The organism is Streptomyces sp. NBC_00076 (assembly GCF_045041235.1).
GTDB lineage: Bacteria > Actinomycetota > Actinomycetes > Streptomycetales > Streptomycetaceae > Streptomyces.
Map to the genome: position 1 here is coordinate 7329526 of NZ_CP108242.1, position 17948 is coordinate 7347473.

At 69.4% G+C, this 17948-nt stretch carries 15 protein-coding genes and 5 tRNA genes; 11 read left to right on the forward strand and 9 right to left on the reverse strand.

Annotated features, from left to right (window positions below; all coding sequences use genetic code 11):
* The first annotated feature begins 16 nt into the window (after positions 1-16).
* On the forward strand, positions 17-1612 hold the full coding sequence (locus OHA64_RS33475) for an acyl-CoA carboxylase subunit beta (protein ID WP_405619538.1): 1596 nt from the start codon (positions 17-19) through the stop codon (positions 1610-1612).
* Between the two features lie 57 nt (positions 1613-1669).
* On the forward strand, positions 1670-1861 hold the full coding sequence (locus OHA64_RS33480; protein WP_405619540.1) for an acyl-CoA carboxylase subunit epsilon: 192 nt from the start codon (positions 1670-1672) through the stop codon (positions 1859-1861).
* 181 nt (positions 1862-2042) lie between these two features.
* On the opposite strand, the gene OHA64_RS33485 is transcribed toward OHA64_RS33480, so the two are convergent.
* The 8 genes from OHA64_RS33485 to OHA64_RS33520 all read right to left on the reverse strand — a co-directional run bounded on the left by OHA64_RS33485 (position 2043) and on the right by OHA64_RS33520 (position 12772).
* Complete coding sequence (locus OHA64_RS33485) at positions 2043-2624, reverse strand: ATP/GTP-binding protein (protein WP_026248371.1); 582 nt, start codon at positions 2622-2624, stop codon at positions 2043-2045.
* Positions 2605-3198, reverse strand: coding sequence for a DUF742 domain-containing protein (locus OHA64_RS33490; RefSeq protein WP_405619542.1), 594 nt, complete (start codon positions 3196-3198; stop codon positions 2605-2607). The genes OHA64_RS33485 and OHA64_RS33490 overlap by 20 nt, the downstream gene beginning before the upstream one ends.
* A 96-nt stretch (positions 3199-3294) precedes the next feature.
* Complete coding sequence (locus tag OHA64_RS33495; RefSeq protein ID WP_005479603.1) at positions 3295-3708, reverse strand: roadblock/LC7 domain-containing protein; 414 nt, start codon at positions 3706-3708, stop codon at positions 3295-3297.
* Positions 3709-3718: 10 nt separating this feature from the next.
* On the reverse strand, positions 3719-7027 hold the full coding sequence (locus OHA64_RS33500; RefSeq protein WP_405619544.1) for a nitrate- and nitrite sensing domain-containing protein: 3309 nt from the start codon (positions 7025-7027) through the stop codon (positions 3719-3721).
* A 383-nt stretch (positions 7028-7410) separates the two neighbouring features.
* A complete protein-coding gene (locus OHA64_RS33505) occupies positions 7411-7986 on the reverse strand; it encodes a GTP-binding protein (protein ID WP_405619546.1) in 576 nt (191 codons plus the stop codon).
* Positions 7967-8362, reverse strand: coding sequence for a DUF742 domain-containing protein (locus OHA64_RS33510; protein ID WP_030611532.1), 396 nt, complete (start codon positions 8360-8362; stop codon positions 7967-7969). Before OHA64_RS33510 ends, OHA64_RS33505 begins: the two co-directional genes overlap by 20 nt.
* 111 nt (positions 8363-8473) lie before the next feature.
* Positions 8474-8887 (reverse strand): roadblock/LC7 domain-containing protein, encoded by a 414-nt coding sequence (locus OHA64_RS33515; protein WP_356777409.1) that lies wholly within the window; start codon positions 8885-8887, stop codon positions 8474-8476.
* A 9-nt stretch (positions 8888-8896) separates the two neighbouring features.
* A complete protein-coding gene (locus OHA64_RS33520; RefSeq protein ID WP_405619548.1) occupies positions 8897-12772 on the reverse strand; it encodes a nitrate- and nitrite sensing domain-containing protein in 3876 nt (1291 codons plus the stop codon).
* A gap of 603 nt (positions 12773-13375) precedes the next feature.
* Between OHA64_RS33520 and OHA64_RS33525 the strand changes: the two genes are divergently transcribed.
* From OHA64_RS33525 to OHA64_RS33565, 9 genes are all read left to right on the forward strand, one after another.
* Positions 13376-13570, forward strand: a complete 195-nt coding sequence (locus OHA64_RS33525; RefSeq protein ID WP_405619550.1) for a hypothetical protein — start codon at positions 13376-13378, stop codon at positions 13568-13570.
* A 286-nt stretch (positions 13571-13856) separates the two neighbouring features.
* Positions 13857-14651, forward strand: a complete 795-nt coding sequence (locus OHA64_RS33530) for a fumarylacetoacetate hydrolase family protein (RefSeq protein ID WP_405619552.1) — start codon at positions 13857-13859, stop codon at positions 14649-14651.
* Complete coding sequence (gene gltX / locus OHA64_RS33535) at positions 14644-16128, forward strand: glutamate--tRNA ligase (RefSeq protein WP_405619554.1); 1485 nt, start codon at positions 14644-14646, stop codon at positions 16126-16128. Before OHA64_RS33530 ends, gltX begins: the two co-directional genes overlap by 8 nt.
* A 96-nt stretch (positions 16129-16224) precedes the next feature.
* Entirely contained in the window at positions 16225-16959 is a 735-nt protein-coding gene (locus OHA64_RS33540) for an HAD family hydrolase (RefSeq protein WP_405619556.1), read from the forward strand.
* Between the two features lie 89 nt (positions 16960-17048).
* Positions 17049-17120: transfer RNA gene (locus OHA64_RS33545), tRNA-Gln, on the forward strand.
* Between the two features lie 42 nt (positions 17121-17162).
* A tRNA-Glu gene (locus OHA64_RS33550) sits at positions 17163-17235 on the forward strand.
* Between the two features lie 87 nt (positions 17236-17322).
* Positions 17323-17395: transfer RNA gene (locus tag OHA64_RS33555), tRNA-Glu, on the forward strand.
* A gap of 20 nt (positions 17396-17415) precedes the next feature.
* A tRNA-Gln gene (locus tag OHA64_RS33560) sits at positions 17416-17487 on the forward strand.
* A gap of 29 nt (positions 17488-17516) precedes the next feature.
* Positions 17517-17589 (forward strand) — tRNA-Glu (locus OHA64_RS33565).
* A 128-nt stretch (positions 17590-17717) separates the two neighbouring features.
* Here OHA64_RS33565 and OHA64_RS33570 read toward each other — a convergent pair.
* Positions 17718-17843: a hypothetical protein gene (locus OHA64_RS33570; RefSeq protein WP_405619558.1), complete on the reverse strand. Its 126-nt coding sequence runs from the start codon at positions 17841-17843 to the stop codon at positions 17718-17720.
* Between the last annotated feature and the right edge of the window lie 105 nt (positions 17844-17948).

Here is a 17948-nt window from a genome sequence, read left to right on the forward strand (position 1 = left end):
TTCGTATGGTCGCTACATGACCGTTTTGGATGAGGCGCCGGGTGAGACGACGGGTGAGCCGACGGACGCGCGGGGACGGGTGGCCGAGCTGCACGAGATCCGTGCGCAGGCGCTGGCCGGCCCGAGCGAGAAGGCCACCGAGGCGCAGCACGCCAAGGGCAAGCTGACCGCGAGGGAGCGCATCGAACTGCTGGTGGATCCGGGTTCGTTCCGGGAGGTCGAGCAGTTGCGCCGGCACCGGGCGACCGGGTTCGGCCTGGAGGCCAAGAAGCCGTACACGGACGGTGTCATCACCGGCTGGGGCACGGTGGAGGGCCGTACGGTCTTCGTCTACGCCCATGACTTCCGCATCTTCGGCGGCGCGCTGGGCGAGGCCCACGCCACGAAGATCCACAAGATCATGGACATGGCCATCGCGGCCGGTGCCCCGCTGGTGTCGCTGAACGACGGGGCGGGCGCCCGGATCCAGGAGGGTGTCTCGGCTCTCGCGGGTTACGGCGGCATCTTCCAGCGCAACACCAAGGCGTCCGGGGTGATCCCGCAGATCAGCGTGATGCTCGGCCCGTGCGCGGGCGGCGCGGCCTACAGCCCCGCCCTCACGGACTTCGTGTTCATGGTCCGCGAGACCTCGCAGATGTTCATCACGGGCCCGGACGTCGTCAAGGCGGTCACCGGCGAGGAGATCACCCAGAACGGCCTGGGCGGCGCGGACGTGCACGCCGAGACCAGCGGTGTCTGCCACTTCGCCTACGACGACGAGGAGACCTGCCTCGCCGAGGTGCGCTACCTCCTCTCGATGCTCCCGCAGAACAACCGCGAGAACCCGCCGCGAGTGGAGCCCTCGGACGCCTCGGACCGCCGTTCGGACCTCCTCCTGGACCTCGTCCCGGCGGACGGCAACCGTCCGTACGACATGACCAAGGTCATTGAGGAGATCGTCGACGACGGCGACTACCTCGAGGTCCACGAGCGCTGGGCCCGCAACATCATCTGCGCGCTGGCCCGCCTGGACGGCCAGGTGGTCGGCATCGTGGCCAACCAGCCTTCGTCGCTGGCCGGCGTCCTGGACATCGAAGCGTCGGAAAAAGCTGCACGCTTTGTCCAGATGTGTGACGCTTTCAATATCCCGATCGTCACGTTCCTGGACGTCCCCGGGTTCCTTCCGGGTGTCGACCAGGAGCACGGCGGAATCATCCGCCACGGCGCCAAGCTGCTGTACGCCTACTGCAACGCGACCGTCCCGAGGATCTCCCTGATCCTGCGCAAGGCATACGGAGGTGCGTACATCGTCATGGACAGCCAGTCCATCGGTGCGGACCTGACGTACGCCTGGCCGACCAACGAGATCGCCGTGATGGGTGCTGAAGGCGCCGCCAACGTCATCTTCCGCAGGCAGATCGCCGAGGCGGAGGACCCCGAGGCCATGCGGGCGCGCATGGTCAAGGAGTACAAGTCCGAGCTGATGCACCCGTACTACGCGGCCGAGCGCGGCCTCGTCGACGACGTCATCGACCCGGCGGAAACCCGCGAGATCCTGATCCAGTCCCTGGCGATGCTGCACACCAAGCACGCCGACCTGCCGTCCCGCAAGCACGGCAACCCTCCGCAGTAACCCAGCGGATCCTTCGCGGTACCCCCGCGGAAACCTCTCTCACGGAGACTGACGCCCATGAGCACCCCTGACATTCGTGTCGAGAAGGGCCACGCCGAGCCCGAGGAAGTCGCCGCCATCACGGCCATCCTCCTGGCCCGCGCCGCCGCCCAGCCGTCCGAGGCCCCGGCCCACCGCGGCCACCGCAAGGCCGGCTGGCGCCGCCTGGAGCGCGAGCCCGGCTTCCGGGCACCGCACAGCTGGCACTGACCTTTCAGCGCGTCCACGGCCCCGTTCTCCCTTCGGGAGGGCGGGGCCGTGGTGTGTCCGAGGGGATGGAGACGTCCACTCCGAAGACGTCGAGGGACTCTGGCGCCGCGGACCTCCACGCACGACGGCCCCCGCTCCTCCAACCGGAGAATCGGGGGCCGTCGGGAAAACCCGCAAAGGGCTAGCGCAGGCGGGCCATCAGAGCGTGCTCCACCAGCGTGATCAGCGCAGACTTGGCGTCCGCGCGGTGGCGGGCGTCCGTCGTGATGATCGGGGTGTCGGGGCCGATCTGCAGGGCCTCGCGGACCTCGTCCGGGTTGTACGGCTGGTTGCCGTCGAAGCCGTTGAGGGCGATCACGAAGGGAAGGCCCGAGTTCTCGAAGTAGTCGACCGCGGGGAAGCAGTCGGCGAGACGGCGGGTGTCCACGAGGACGATCGCGCCGATGGCGCCGCGCACCAGGTCGTCCCACATGAACCAGAAGCGGTCCTGGCCCGGCGTACCGAAGAGGTAGAGGATCAGGTCCTGGTCGAGCGTGATACGGCCGAAGTCCATGGCGACCGTGGTGGTCGTCTTGTCCCCGGTGTGGGTCAGGTCGTCGATGCCCGCGCTGGCGGACGTCATGACGGCCTCGGTGCGCAGCGGGTTGATCTCCGAGACGGCGCCGACGAACGTGGTCTTGCCCACGCCGAAGCCGCCCGCCACCACGATCTTCGCGGACGTGGTGGAGCGGGAAGGCCCTCCGCTAGAGCTTGCGAAGTCCACTGAGCACCCTTTCGAGCAGTGTCACGTCTGGCTGGCCGCCGGCGTTCTCGTCGCCGCCGGGCTGATGGATGGCGACCAGGCCCGCCTCCGCCAAGTCGGCGACGAGGATCCTGGCCACGCCGAGAGGGATCGTCAGGAGGGCCGAGATCTCGGCCACCGACTTGATCTCACGGCAGAGGTTGCAGATCCGCTGATGCTCGGGCAGCTGGCCCTGCATCTGGTGCGGCTGCGCGGTGGTGTGCACCAGTGCCTCGATGGCGAGCTGGTAGCGCGGGCGGGTCCGGCCGCCGGTCATGGCGTACGGACGCACCAGGGGGTTGCTGGCGCCTCCAGCGGGTGAAGGCTCAGGGGCGCGGCGGTGCGGCTGCACGGGCTGGATGCGCGGGGCCGGCGGCTGGTCGTACGGCGACGGCCCGGGACCCTGGGGGTTCTGGGGGGCGTACGGCTGCTGACGCCGGTGGCTCGGAGTGGAGGGGAAGTTGTAACGGTTGGGGTTCTGGGAACCGTCGCCCTGACCCTGGCCAGGGCCGTACGACCAGTTACCCGAAGGTGAACCGCCTGGGGGTGTTGCCACTTTCTCTCCTCCTCCGACTGTGCCGGGCACCCATCAACGTGGAGCCGCGTCTCGAAACCTTATGGCCTCAGGACGCCAAAACGCACCGTCTGTCTGTTAGTTGAGCAGGCTCCCCTGGAGCTCCGCACGCAGATCGGGCGTCAGGACCGTCCCGGCACGGTCCACCAGGAGCGCCATCTCGTAGCCGATGAGACCGATGTCCGCCTCCGGATGTGCGAGAACCGCGAGCGAGGAACCGTCCGAGACGGACATGATGAAGAGGAATCCACGCTCCATCTCCACAACCGTCTGGTTCACGCTGCCGCCCTCGAAGATGCGGGAGGCGCCTGCCGTCAGAGACGTCAGACCGGACGCGACGGCCGCGAGCTGGTCGGCTCGGTCGCGGGGAAAGCCTTCGGACATAGCCAGAAGGAGTCCGTCGGCGGAGACCACCACCGTGTGGGACACCCCGGGGGTGTTGTCCACGAAGTTGGTGATCAACCAGTTCAGGTTCTGTGCCGCCTGGCTCATCGGGCTCACACTAACGCTCCTGGTTGTAGGTGCTGTCAGGACCACCGTGTTGATTCCCAGTGGCCTGGCCGTTCGTTTCGCTGCTTGCGTTGCGTCCCCGCTCGACCCCGCGGCGCAGGTTGCTCAACCTGCCCCGGACGTCCTCGGGAGCGCGGGAGACCTGTGGGCCCCCCTGCGGGGTGGACTCGGCGGCTCCCTCGACCAGGTTGGCCTTGGGTACCCGCCGCGGCAGACCGGAGGAGGTCACCCCGCCCGCCTTGGGCTTCCGGAGCTGCGAGGCCTGCTGCCAGCGCGCGTCGTTGGACGAGCGCCAGGAGTCGGTGCCGTTGCTCTCCGGTGTGGGAGTCGACGGCTCCTGGGGCGTGTGCCGCGCACCGCCCGAACCGTTCGCGCCACTCGTGGTCGACCCACGGCGGGGAAGCCCGGCATCGGTCAGCGTGTGGGCGACGGAAGAGGTCGGTCCCGGACGTTCGAAGCCTACGCGGTCCCGCTCACTCACGTCACCGGCCTGCGCAGATTCCGCTTCCGGAGCGTACTGGTCCGGGTAACCGTTGCGGTAGCCGTTCGGCTGCGGCCAGTCGTCCCGGTAGGACTGCTGGTCGAAGGCCGAGAACGCCTCCGGCGCGGCATCGCGGGTCTGCGCGGGCTCCTCCTGGACCGGCTCCGGATACGAGAGCTCCGGGTAGCCACCGTTCGTGGAGAAGCCGTCGCGCTGCGGCAGACCGCCGTTCGGCGCGTAGTACGACTCATCGTACGACGGCTGCTGCCGCTCCTCGTACGGGCGCTGCTGCTCCTCGTACGTGGGCTGACGAGGCTCTTCGTACGACGGCTGACGCTGTTCTTCGTACGACGGCTGAGCAGGCTCCTGGTACGGCTGCTGAGGGTCGTACGAGGCAGGCTGCTCGGGGAAGCCGCCCTGGGCGTTGTCGTAGCCGGGCCGGGCGTCGAACGCCTCCGGGTACGACGGTGTCTCGGGGGCGTCGCCGTGCGACTGGGCCTCCAGGGCCGCACGACGCTCCTCACGCATCAGGGAGCGGCCCACCGGGTCCAGCTCCCGGATGTCGTCCGGGACCTCGGTGTAGCGGCTGTCGTCGAAGCCCAGCTCCGCGGCCGTACGCATCGGCAGGCCGTTGTTGAAGTCCTCGCCCTGGTAGCTCTGCTCCGGGATGATCTGCGAGACCGTGAACTCGTCGCGTGGCTGCTGCTGTTCGCCGCCACCGCCGTGCGTGATCGCGTCCGGCAGCATGACCAGCGAGGTCGTGCCGGCCTGCTCGCCGGAGGGGCGCAGCTGGACCCGGATGCCGTGCCGGTCGGACAGTCGGCCGACCACGAACAGGCCCATGCGCTGCGAGATCGCGGCGTCCACGGTCGGCGGGTTGGCCAGCTTGTGGTTGATGTCCGCGAAGTCCTCGGCGGTGAGACCGATGCCCTTGTCGTGGATCTCGATCATGATGCGGCCGTCGGGGAGACGGGTCGCGGTGACGCGGACCTTGGTCTGCGGCGACGAGAACGTGGTGGCGTTCTCCAGCAGCTCGGCGAGCAGGTGCACGAGGTCGGTGACCGCGCGGCCGTGAATCTCGGCCTCCGGGACGCCGGAGAGCTCGACGCGCTCGTACTGCTCCACCTCGGAGGAGGCGGCGCGCAGCACGTCGACCAGCGGGACCGGCTGGTCCCAGCGGCGGCCGGGCTCCTCGCCCGCGAGGACCAGGAGGTTCTCGCCGTTGCGGCGCATACGGGTCGCGAGGTGGTCCAGCTTGAAGAGGTTCTCCAGCTGGTCCGGCTCGGCCTCGTTGTTCTCCAGGTCGGTGATGAGGGTCAGCTGGCCCTCGATCAGCGACTGGTTGCGACGCGAGAGGTTGGTGAAGATCGCGTTGATGTTGCCCCGCAGCAGGGCCTGCTCGGCGGCGAGCCGGACCGCCTCGCGGTGGACCTGGTCGAAGGCCCGGGCGACCTCGCCGATCTCGTCCCTCGTGGTGATCGGGATCGGCTGCACACGGGTGTCCACGCGGCCGGGATCGGTGCGCGAGAGCTGGTCGACCAGCATCGGCAGCCGCTGCTCGGCGATACCGAAGGCGGCGTTGCGCAGCTGACGCATCGCGCGGCTCATCTGGCGGGCCACCATGCCGGCCAGGATGAACGCGGCGAGCAGGGCGACGACGACCGCGGCACCGGTGATGAAGGCGTCCTGGCGGGCGTTGTCGGAGATGTCCGCGGCCTCGTTCACCGCCGTGTCGGCCAGGTCGGACTCGATCTGGCGGTAGGCGTTGAACTTGAGGGTGGTGACCGCCCACCAGTTGGGCGCGCTGATGCCCTGCGTGGCGAGCGTCTGGCGCGCGGCGGGGTCCGTGGTCTGCAGCGCGGACATGGCCGTGACCATGGTGGTCGGGTTGGACGGCGGCGGAACGTAGTCCGGGTTCTTGGCCTTGGCCTCCTTGGCCAGCGCAGCGCCGTCGGCCTGGATCTGCTTCGTGGCCGTGTCCAGCTTGGCGATGTCCTGCGCGGTACCGCCGCCCTGGTACTCCTGGATGGCGATGCCCTCCAGGTAGGCGTACGAGGTCAGGGCTACCCGCTGCTTGGCCAGACTGCTCTCGCTGGTGCCCGGCTTGATCAGCAGGTGCATGCCGATGGAGCGCTGCAGGGACAGCGCGCCCTTGGTGAGCGAGATGGCGTAGACCGTACGGCCGTAGCTGGTGATGTTTCCGGTGCCCAGACCGAGCTCGTTGGAGAACTCGAGCAGCTTGTGCTCGACCTCGACGTAGCCCTCTTCGGTCTTCACGCCGTCGAGCTTGCCGGTGTACGCCGCCGCACGGATCTTCTGGAGGTCCGGCTCCACCTCACGGAAGCGCGCCAGGCGACGAACCAGGTTCGGCCGGTTCGGCATGCTCTTGGCCGCCTCGTCGAAGGCGTCCGCGGATTCGTCCGTCTTCTTGCGGGCGGCGACGACCGTCTTGTCGTCCTGGCCCTTGCCTTGCAGCAGGGGGGCGGCGGTGACGTCACGCTCGACGAGCAGCTCGTTGCTGTAGGTCAGCGCGGCCCGCACCAGACGCGCGGTGTTCTCCGCGTCCTCGGCCTCCTGCCAGGTGTCGATCGAGCTCTTCACCTGGAAGCCGCCCATGACGAGGCCGACCACCACGGGTATGAGCAGGATCGCGTTCAGCCGGGTCGGTACCCGCCAGTTGCGCGGGGAGAAACGGCCGCCGCTGGAAGCGGAGGGCGCCGTTGGTTCCGATCCGGGTACGGGGGCGGGCGCCGCTCCGCGCGGCGGCGGGGTGAAGTTGCCCCGGGCCGACGGCTCGGGACCGTTCTTGCTTCGCCTCACTCGACCAACAACCTTCCGGCGGTCGGCACCAACGTTGTGCCGCAGTGTCTCAGAGCCCGGTACGCCTCGACGGTGAGTACGTCTTTGACTATTGGGCAGTTCACGCATTCCAGCACGTCGCCCTACGCACCTCCAAACAGTGGAAGGGATGGAATCGACGTGATGTAAGCCCCAGATAAAACGGTCATAAAGAACGAGCCCCGTCAAAAGACGGGGCCTTTGTGCGCGCAGCGAGACCAGTTGACCGCGACGCGTGGCGGTACCATCTGATTCCTCTGCCGAAACGTTATGAACACCGGGGCCGACCGTGTCAAAGGACACAGCCGTCCCCGTGAACATCTACGACAACTGCCGTACGGCACTGACGTTTTGGGTGCGGCCCGCTACCGCAGGCGGGCCATCAGAGCGTGCTCCACCAGCGTGATCAGGGCCCCCTTGGCGTCGGAGCGGTGCCTGGCGTCGGTGGTGATGATCGGGGTGTCGGGGCCGATCTGCAGGGCCTCGCGCACCTCCTCGGGCTGGTACGGCTGGTGTCCCTCGAAGCCGTTGAGCGCGACGACGAACGGCAGTCCGCTGTTCTCGAAGTAGTCGACCGCGGGGAAGCAGTCGGCGAGACGGCGGGTGTCCACGAGGACGATCGCGCCGATGGCGCCGCGCACCAGGTCGTCCCACATGAACCAGAAGCGGTCCTGGCCCGGCGTACCGAAGAGGTACAGGATCAGGTCCTGGTCGAGCGTGATACGGCCGAAGTCCATGGCGACCGTGGTGGTCGTCTTGTCCCCGGTGTGGGTCAGGTCGTCGATGCCCGCGCTGGCGGACGTCATGACGGCCTCGGTGCGCAGCGGGTTGATCTCCGAGACGGCGCCGACGAACGTGGTCTTGCCCACGCCGAAGCCACCCGCCACCACGATCTTGGCGGAGGTGGTCGCCCGGCCTCCGTCAGAGCTTGCGAAGTCCACTGAGCACCCTTTCGAGCAGTGTCACGTCCGGAGCACCGGTGCTCTCGTCGCCACCCGGCTGGTGAATGGCGACGAGTCCGGCCTCCGCGAGGTCCGCGACAAGAATCCGGGCCACACCCAGGGGCATGGCCAGCAGTGCCGAGACCTCGGCTACCGACTTCACCTCTCGGCACAGATGGCAGATGCGCTGGTGCTCAGGGAGCAGCCCCATGAGCGCCGCCGGGTCGGCCGTGGTGCTGATCAGGGCCTCGATGGCGAGCTGGTAGCGCGGCCGGGTCCGGCCGCCGGTCATCGCGTAGGGGCGTACCAACGGCTGGTCGCCCTCATCCTCGTACGGCTCCGCGTACGGATCATGAGAGGCGGTGGGCGGGGTCATGAGTCCTCCGGGCGGGACAGCAAGTCGATAAGCCAAGCCGTCTGACGTGGCCGGTGGGGGGAGTGTGGCGGCCGGACGGTGATTTGGTGAGGCGGGTGGATCCAGGGCGGGTCAGTGGAGCAGACTTCCTTGCAGTTCGGCGCGCAGGTCGGGCGTGAGCACGGCGCCCGCGCGATCGACCAGGAGCGCCATCTCGTAGCCGACGAGGCCGATGTCACAGTCGGGGTGGGCGAGTACGGCCAGGGAAGAGCCGTCCGAGATGGACATCAGGAACAGGAATCCCCGTTCCATCTCGACGACGGTCTGAGCGACTTCGCCGCCCTCGAAGATCCGGGAGGCGCCGGCCGTCAGCGAGGTGAGTCCGGACGCGACGGCCGCCAGTTGGTCGGCTCGGTCGCGCGGGAAGCCCTCGGACATGGCGAGCAGGAGACCGTCGGCGGACACGACGACGGTGTGGGACACCCCGGGGGTGTTGTCCACGAAGTTGGTGATCAACCAGTTGAGGTTCTGTGCCGCCTGGCTCATCGGGCTCAACTAACGCTCCTGCTGGTGAGTGGGGCTCGGGAAGCTGCCGGTCTGGCCGGTACCGGCCTGTCGACCTTGCGCGATGCCCCGACGGAGATTGGTCAGCCGGCCGCGTACGTCGTCAGGCGAACGCGAGACCTGCGGACCGGGTTGGTGCTGTTGCTGCTGAGCCGTGCCCGGTACGAGGTTCGCTCGGGGCACCCGGCGCGGCAGACCGGAGGTGGTGACGCCGCCCGCCGCCGGCTGCCGTACGCGCTCTGCCTGCCGGACGAGATCGTCGTTCGGCGAGCTGCGCCAGGAGCTGGCGACGGGACGTTGAGGGGCCGCCGGGGCCTGCGGCTGCTGCTGCGGGGCCGCCGGGGCGGGATCCGTCGCGCCGCTGCCCTGCTGGCCGTTCTGCTGCCCGTGGAACCAGTTGGTCTCGAGCGTGTCGTACAGCGGCGTGCGGCCGTCACCGGGACCCGCGGGCGGCAGCGCCTCGGACTCCTGTCGGGCGGGCCGCTGCTGCGGACGCTGCGGGGCCGGCGGGCGCGGAGCACCGAAGTCGGTGCCGCGGCCGTTGGTCTGAGGCCGCTCGAACTGGCCCGTCGACGACGAGGTGTTCGACGGGGTCTGGCCGCTCGGCAGGGAGTGCTGGCCGGTGGAGCCGTCCTCGTAGCCGGGCTGGGCGAACTGGCCGGTGGAGCCGCCGTCGTAACCCGGCCGCGGGAACTGACCGCTCGTGCCGTCGTCGTAGCCCTGCGGGGGCGTGAACTGGCCCGGGGCCGACGGTGCTGCCGGAGTGTTCCGGCCGCTCGGGGTGTTCGGGGCGCCGAAGATGTCCGAGCGGACGAACGGGCCGTCCGTGATCTGCTCGGGCCGGCTGTTCTGGCCGGTCTGTCCGTCGCCGCTCGTACCCGGGCGGGCGAACTGTCCGGTGCTCTGCGGGGCACCGGGCGGCGGCGCGTCGTAGTCCGGGCGGGCGAACTCGGAGGTGGACCCGGGACCCTGCCGGCCGTCGAGCCGAGGGATCGCCGGCATCTCCGTGGTCGCGCCCGGGCCCTGCCGGTCATCGATCCGCGGCATCCGGGAGGTCTGTGACGAGTCCTGCTCGTCGTGGCCGCGCGGGGCGTCCAGGGAGGCACGCGGCACCGGCGGCTGGGCGTTCTCGTCGCTCCAACTGGGGGTGCGGGGCTGCTGGTTGCCGCCGGGCAGCTCGGCCCGAGGACCACCACGCCCCGGCAGCTGAGGCCGACGGCGCCGACCCTGCTGCTCGGAACCCTTGTTCGAGGGCGGCGACTGCGGGGGTACGGCCCCCCGGGCACCGCCGAACGAGTCCTGGCTGCTCCCGAAGGCGTCCTGACCGCCGCCGAAGGCATCCTGGCCGCCTCCGAAGGGGGCCTGGCCCTGCGGTCCACCGGTGCCCGCGGCCTGCAGGCCCTGCGGAGCCCCCGGAGCCTGACCGCCGAAGCCGGCGCCCGCACCGGCCGGAGCCGGCCGGCCCTGCTGGGGCGCACCCGGACCCTGCGGTCCGCGCGCTCCGCCCGGCGCACCGGGACGGCCGCCCGCGTCACGCCCGGGCAGCGCGGCCCGCGGTCCCTGACCGGCACCGAGCAGGCCGCCGGGCGCGCCCGCGCCCGGTCCGCCGGGAGCACCGCCGAGGGCGCCGCCGGGCTGGCCGGTGCCACGGCGGGCCGCGGCCACACCGGCGGCCGCGGCGGCGGCACCGCCACCGGCACCCTGACCGGGCTTCGGCTGCGGCTTCTTGCCGCCCTGGGCGACATCGACGGGGAGCATGACCAGCGCGGTCGTACCACCGGAGTCGGACGGGCGCAGCTGGATGCGGATGCCGTGGCGCTGCGACAGCCGGCCGACCACGAACAGACCCATGCGGCGGGAGACGGAGACGTCCACGGTGGGCGGCGAGGCGAGCCGCTCGTTGATCGCGGCGAGGTCCTCGGGGGAGAGGCCGATGCCGGTGTCGTGGATCTCGATCAGGACGCGGCCGTCGGGCAGCGCGTGACCGGTGACCTTGACCTTGGTCTGCGGGGAGGAGAACGAGGTGGCGTTCTCCAGCAGCTCGGCGAGCAGGTGCACGAGGTCGTTGACGACCCGGCCGGCCACTTCGGTGGTCGGCACGGAGGCCAGCTCGATGCGCTCGTACTGCTCCACCTCGGAGGCAGCGGCGCGAAGCACGTCGACCAGCGGGACCGGGCGGGTCCAGCGGCGGCCGGGCTCCTCACCGGCGAGGACGAGGAGGTTCTCGCCGTTACGGCGCATGCGGGTCGCGAGGTGGTCGAGCTTGAACAGGGAGGACAGCTGGTCCGGGTCGGCCTCACGGGACTCCAGCTCGGAGATCAGTGAGAGCTGGCGCTGGATCAGACCCTGGGAGCGGCGCGAGAGGTTGGTGAACATCGCGTTGACGTTGCCCCGCAGCAGGGCCTGCTCGGCGGCGAGCCGGACGGCCTCGCGGTGCACGTCGTCGAAGGCCGCGGCCACCTGGCCGATCTCGTCCCGGGAGTGCACACCGACGGACTCCACGGACGTGTCGACGTCCTGCGGGTCGGACTCGGACAGCTGCTTGACCAGCTCGGGCAGGCGGTCCTGGGCGACCTTGGTGGCGGTCTCCTGGAGGCGGCGCAGCGAGCGGATCATGGACCGGGCGACGACGAACGCGCCGACCAGCGAGATACCGAGGACGAGCAGGATCAGGACACCCGAGATGATCGCGTCACGCTCGGACTCGTTGCGCAGCTCGCGGGCCTTCTGCTCCATGTCCTCGAGCAGCGTGTGCTCGACGTTGCCCATCTGCTCGATCTTGATCGAGCTGTCGTCGACCCAGTCCTTGTAGGAGCGCTTGTCCAGGTCGGCGAGGCCCGAACGCATGGCGCGGTTGCCGTACTGGTCGGTGGCCTGGATGGTCGGGTTGCCCTCTTCGACCGGCTTGAGGAGCTCGATGGCGCTGTCCTGGCCATAGATGCTCTGGAAGCTGGAGAGGTCGGACTCCTCGCTCTCCAGGGCGCCCTCGCCGTACAGGCGGTCGCTCTCGGAGAGCTTGCCGGTCGTGGTGTTGCTGGTGGGCAGCGCCGCCGCGAGGATCGCGCGCTGGATCGACGCGTACTCCTTGGCCGAGGAGAACGCCGCCAGGGCGCGCGTGCGCTGGATCATCTCGGGGTTGCTGGTGGCCTCCGCCATGTCCTGCGAGAGGTCGAGCAGGTGCGTGATGAGGCGGTGGTAGCCCTCGACCGTCTGCGAGGCGTTGTTCTCGGTCGCATAGGCCGAGTTGCGGATCCTCGCGAGGCCGCCCAGGTCGCGCACGAGGCCGACGAGGCTCTCACGGACGCCCGGGAGGTTGGCGGCGTCGATGTCCTCCGCGGCGCCCTTGAAGGTCTCCACGGCCCGGTCGGTCTTGGTGCGGAAGCCCTTGACCGTGAAGTCGTTCGACGCCGAACCGTGGGCCAGCGGGCCGGCCGACTGGTCGCGCTCCGCCTGGAGCGCGTCCGCGAGTTCGGTGGCCTGCTTGGTCATCTCGGTCAGCAGCTTCATGTTGTCCAGCTGCTGGATGTCGTCCATCGAGTCGTTGATGCGCACCGCGCCCAGCGTGGTGGCCGCGACCACCGGGAGGGTGAGCAGTGCGACCAGACGCGTGGAGATGCGCCAGTTGCGCAGGGCTGCTCGCGGGCCCGGGCCGGACGCCCCACGAGGCGGCCTCACCGGTGGTGTGGTCGGGGCGGCCGGGCTGGACGACGTGGACGCGCCGGGGCGCCCGGGGCGCTCACCGCCGTCGCCGGACGGGCCCGGGTTCTGGGCGTGCTGGGGCGAGGAACTGCCGGCCGTCGGGCCAGTCCCGCCGTGCGGCCCCGGCTCCGCCGAAGCACTGCCATCCCTCTTGAAACGTCCCTGCACTAGCGTCGCAACCTCTGGACCAGGCGCCCTCCCGCGCGAACGGAAGGACGGTGTCGGCGTCGTAGGGGGCGTCCTGAAATACGCACCCTGATGGTCGTGAGTGACCGGCGCTGGCTCCCCCATTCTCGCCGCCACTCGGCGCTTCTCTGCGCCCCCTGTGCGCCGGCTCGATCCTGCGGCGGTCCGTGGAATTCCAGCACAGTGCCGGATCTCCAACAAGGCCCACGGGTCAGGCCGTGACGTACGTGACAGAACGTGAGTGCGAAGTCACCACCTGTGTCGCATGATCTCCTCCATAACGGACTTATGCCCGCGAGTCCCCCGGGGATCAAAGGTGTCCCAGTCGCCATGATCAGGAGCGGAATGATGGCTTCAGAGGTGCAATGTCCGTTTCGCTGGGATGGATCGCGGGCCCGCTATGACCGGTTTGACCGTTGAGTCGTGAGGAAACTCACACGCTGATCAAGGGGTGTTCGCGGCTTCGCCTGGGAATCGCGTGTTTAGCCTGACGCTTTACATGGATGGCAAATCCGACAACCCGCGCCGATCGCGGAGCCCCTGGGGGCGCCCGGTGCACGTACAGAACAGGGTCTCGTAAGAACCGTGAAGACGACGATGATGTTCCACAAGATCGCCAACCCGCGGCGCACGACGCTGGCACACCTGAACCACGCCGACGAACTGCGGACCCTGGAGCAGCCGGAGCACTCCGTCGACCTCCCGGAGCAGACCGCGAACCCCAAGCGTACGGTCCTGATGGAGGTCCCCGTCGCCGCGCAGGCTTCCGCCGCCGAGTAGCCGGTGCCGGGTGCCGGTGCCGGGTGCCGGTGCTGAGGGACCGGCGTCGGACGGCTGGTGCTGAGTGACCGATGAGGCTCTCCGGGCGAAGGGGAGCCTCGTTCGATCGGGCACGCCTACCGCCTAAGGGCGCCCTTGCCGCCCCTTTGTACGGGTGACCAGGTGCCCGCCACCGGCCGATGATCACGCCCCTTGACCGGTTAGCCTGGAGCGTCCAGCGTCGGCTCGCGGCCAAGCCGGTCGGCCGACACGCACACCAGTTCTCAGTGAGGGGCGCCAGGATCCCGTGCGCATCGCCAGATTCTCCATCGACGGGAACGTCGCCTTCGGCGCGGTAGAGGGCGACAAGCCGGACGAGCTCGTCCTCGACATCATCAAGGGCATCCCGTTCGCGGACTTCGAGCTCTCCGGTACGAAGGTCCCGCTGGCACCTTCCGACTCGAAGGCGAGGGTGCGGCTGCTGCCCCCGGTGCTCCCCAACAAGGTCGTGGCCTTCGGCCGCAACTACGCGGAGCACGCGAAGGAACTGGGCAACGAGGTCCCCGACGCCCCGTTCGCCTTCTTCAAGCCCTCCACCTCGGTGATCGGCCCCGGCGACGAGATCCAGTACCCCTCCTTCTCCGAGGACCTGCACCACGAGGCCGAACTGGCCGTCGTCATCGGCCGGATGTGCCGCGAGGTCCCGCGCGAGCGGGTCAAGGACGTCATCCTCGGCTACACCTGCGCCAACGACATCACCGCCCGCGACGTCCAGAAGCGCGAGAAGCAGTGGGCCAGGGCCAAGGGCTTCGACACCTCCTGCCCGCTCGGCCCCTGGGTGGAGACGGACGTCGACCCGTCCGACCTCACGATCCAGCTCACGGTCAACGGTCAGCAACGCCAGCTCGGCCGGACCAGCGAGATGATCCACTCCATCGAGGATCTGATCGTCAACATCACCGAAGCCATGACGCTGCTCCCCGGCGACGTGATCCTCACGGGCACCCCGGCAGGCGTCGGGCCGCTCACCGTCGGCGACGAGGTCGCCGTCACCATCGAAGGCATCGGCACTCTCACCAACAAGGTTGTCAAGCGTGGCTAGCGCACCCGTCCCCGCCGTCCGAGTACGTTTCTGCCCCTCGCCCACCGGTAACCCCCACGTGGGCCTGGTCCGCACCGCCCTGTTCAACTGGGCGTTCGCCCGGCACCACCAGGGCACGCTCGTCTTCCGCATCGAGGACACCGACGCGGCCCGCGACTCCGAGGAGTCGTACGGCCAGCTGCTCGACTCGATGCGCTGGCTGGGCTTCGACTGGGACGAGGGCCCCGAGGTCGGCGGCCCGCACGCGCCCTACCGGCAGTCGCAGCGCATGGACCTCTACAAGGAGATCGCGGGCAAGCTCCTGGTCGCCGGCCACGCCTACCACTGCTACTGCTCCCAGGAGGAGCTGGACACCCGCCGCGAGGCCGCCCGCGCCGCCGGCAAGCCGTCCGGCTACGACGGCCACTGCCGCGACCTGACCGCCGAGCAGGTCGCCGACTACCAGGCCCAGGGCCGTACGCCCATCGTCCGCTTCCGCATGCCCGACGAGACGATCACGTTCACGGACCTGGTCCGCGGCGAGCTGACGTTCACGGCGGAGAACGTGCCCGACTACGGGATCGTACGAGCGAACGGCGCCCCGCTGTACACGCTCGTGAACCCGATCGACGACGCGCTGATGGAGATCACCCACGTCCTGCGCGGCGAGGACCTGCTGTCGTCGACGCCCCGCCAGATCGCTCTGTACAAGGCGCTGATCGAGCTGGGCATCGCGAAGCAGATCCCGCAGTTCGGCCACCTCCCCTACGTCATGGGTGAGGGCAACAAGAAGCTGTCGAAGCGCGACCCGCAGTCGTCGCTCAACCTGTACCGCGAGCGCGGCTTCCTGCCCGAGGGCCTGCTCAACTACCTCTCCCTGCTGGGCTGGTCGCTCTCCGCCGACCAGGACGTCTTCGCGATCGACGAGATGGTCGCCGCCTTCGACGTCGCGGACGTGAACCCCAACCCGGCGCGCTTCGACCTGAAGAAGTGCGAGGCGATCAACGCCGACCACATCCGCCTGCTGGACGTGAAGGACTTCACGGAGCGCTGCGCCCCGTGGCTGCGGGCCCCGTTCGCCCCCTGGGCTCCTCAGGACTTCAACGAGGCCAAGTGGCACGCGATCGCCCCGCACGCCCAGACCCGCCTCAAGGTCCTCTCCGAGATCACCGACAACGTCGACTTCCTGTTCCTGCCGGAGCCGGTGTTCGACGAGGCGAGCTGGACGAAGGCGATGAAGGAGGGCAGCGACGCCCTGCTCCGCACCGCCCGCGAGAAGCTGGAGTCCGCGGACTGGACGTCCCCTGAGTCCCTGAAGGAAGCCGTCCTGGCCGCCGGCGAGGCCCACGGCCTCAAGCTCGGCAAGGCCCAGGCCCCGGTCCGGGTGGCCGTCACCGGCCGCACGATCGGCCTGCCCCTCTTCGAGTCCCTGGAAATCCTGGGCAGGGACCGGACGCTGGCCCGCGTCGACGCGGCACTGGCCAAGCTGACGGCGTAACCCGCACACCCGTGAGGTGCGGCGCCCCCGGTGTGGGGTGCCGCACCTTCGTCGTTCCGCCGGACGGGCCACGGATCCCCGCGTTACCGTCGGAGCATGAGCATTCGGGCCGTGGTCTGGGACGTCGACGACACCCTCTTCGACTACACCACCGCCGACCGGGTCGGCATGAGCGGGCATCTCGCGGCCGAGGGCCTGCTCGACGGGTACGACAGCGTCGATCAGGCCATCGCGCGGTGGCGGGAGATCACCGACCGGCAGTGGGCGCGCTTCTCGGCGGGGGAGGCGACCTTCCAGGGGCAGCGCCGGGACCGCGTACGGGTCTTCCTGGGTGACGGCACGGTCAGCGACGCCGATGCCGACGCGTGGTTCGAGCGGTACATCGGCCACTACGAGACCGCGTGGGCCCTCTTCCCGGACGTCCTGCCGGTCCTGGACGCGCTCGCCGCCAGCCACCGACACGCCGTGCTGTCCAACTCCAGCATCCATGTCCAGGACCGCAAACTGCGCGTCCTCGGTGTGTACGACCGCTTCGAGGTCATCCTGTGCGCGGCGGAACTCGGCGTCTCCAAGCCGGCGGCCGGCGCCTTCCTCGCGGCCTGCGACGCCCTGGAACTGGCCCCGCACCAAGTGGCGTACGTGGGTGACCATCCGGAGATCGACGGACAGGGCGCCGACGCCGCCGGACTGCTGTCGGTCTGGATCGATCGCGGGGGTGCGTACGCGACCGTCGCGCCGCCGGTCGGCCCGCGCCGGATCGCCTCGCTGGCCGAACTCCCCGCGATCCTCGGCGCGGATACCCGTTTTGGAGCCCCGTCCACCTTCGGGTAATGTTCTTCCTGCGCCGCCGGGCAGGAACCGAAAGGTTCGGAGCCGGAGGCGCAAGCTAAACAAGATCCCCACAGGGGATTGTGTTTCAGTGGCCTATGGTGTAATTGGCAGCACGACGGTTTCTGGTTCCGTTAGTCTAGGTTCGAGTCCTGGTAGGCCAGCTCGCAGAGCTCATCTGCAACCGCGGAGATCAACTCCGCAAAGCCCCCGTTGTGTAGCGGCCTAGCACGCTGCCCTCTCAAGGCAGTAGCGCCGGTTCGAATCCGGTCGGGGGTACAGATCCATCCCGCGAGGACGGTACGGGTAGCTCCCGCTGACCTCACGGTGACAACATCCGGCTAGCGCCGGGTGAGGATCGCTAGGGCCCCCGTTGTGTAGCGGCCTAGCACGCCGCCCTCTCAAGGCGGTAGCGCCGGTTCGAATCCGGTCGGGGGTACGAACTGGTCTGAACCACATTGGTCTATGGTGTAATTGGCAACACTACGGTTTCTGGTACCGTCATTCTAGGTTCGAGTCCTGGTAGACCAGCTCGGATTCTGCGGAAACGCAAGATCCTCGCCCCCGTTGTGTAGCGGCCTAGCACGCCGCCCTCTCAAGGCGGTAGCGCCGGTTCGAATCCGGTCGGGGGTACGCAAGGCGAAGGCCCTCCACTTCGGTGGAGGGCCTTCGGCGTTCCAGGGTCCGGACGCCGTACGGCTCAGGTCGAGGACGGCCGCCTTGTGCATCAACCGGGCGTAGGACAACAGGAGTTCGGGCCCTCATGTGCAGCCCAGCCGCGGGAGCGCGGCGACCGCCACCACGAGTGAGCGGTAGACGGGGGAGATCGCGACCAGGGCCCGGGCGTTCGACCAGCCCAGCGACTCCAGCAGTTCGGGACGTGTCACCAGCCGGGCATTGTTCGGACGGACAGTGCCGCCATCCGATCCGGGAACCGGGGCGCCGTGCGTGGAGGTGTACGAGTCGATCCGTTCGGAATGAGCTGCCGCGGC

What these genes read in the sequence shown, in the direction of transcription:
- OHA64_RS33540 (WP_405619556.1), top strand. Translation starts at nt 16,225, where the DNA reads ATGAGCATTCGGGCCGTGGTCTGGGACGTCGACGACACCCTCTTCGAC.
- OHA64_RS33480 (WP_405619540.1), top strand. Translation starts at nt 1,670, where the DNA reads ATGAGCACCCCTGACATTCGTGTCGAGAAGGGCCACGCCGAGCCCGAG.
- OHA64_RS33510 (WP_030611532.1), bottom strand. Translation starts at nt 8,362, where the DNA reads ATGACCCCGCCCACCGCCTCTCATGATCCGTACGCGGAGCCGTACGAG.
- OHA64_RS33475 (WP_405619538.1), top strand. Translation starts at nt 17, where the DNA reads ATGACCGTTTTGGATGAGGCGCCGGGTGAGACGACGGGTGAGCCGACG.
- OHA64_RS33495 (WP_005479603.1), bottom strand. Translation starts at nt 3,708, where the DNA reads ATGAGCCAGGCGGCACAGAACCTGAACTGGTTGATCACCAACTTCGTG.
- OHA64_RS33515 (WP_356777409.1), bottom strand. Translation starts at nt 8,887, where the DNA reads ATGAGCCAGGCGGCACAGAACCTCAACTGGTTGATCACCAACTTCGTG.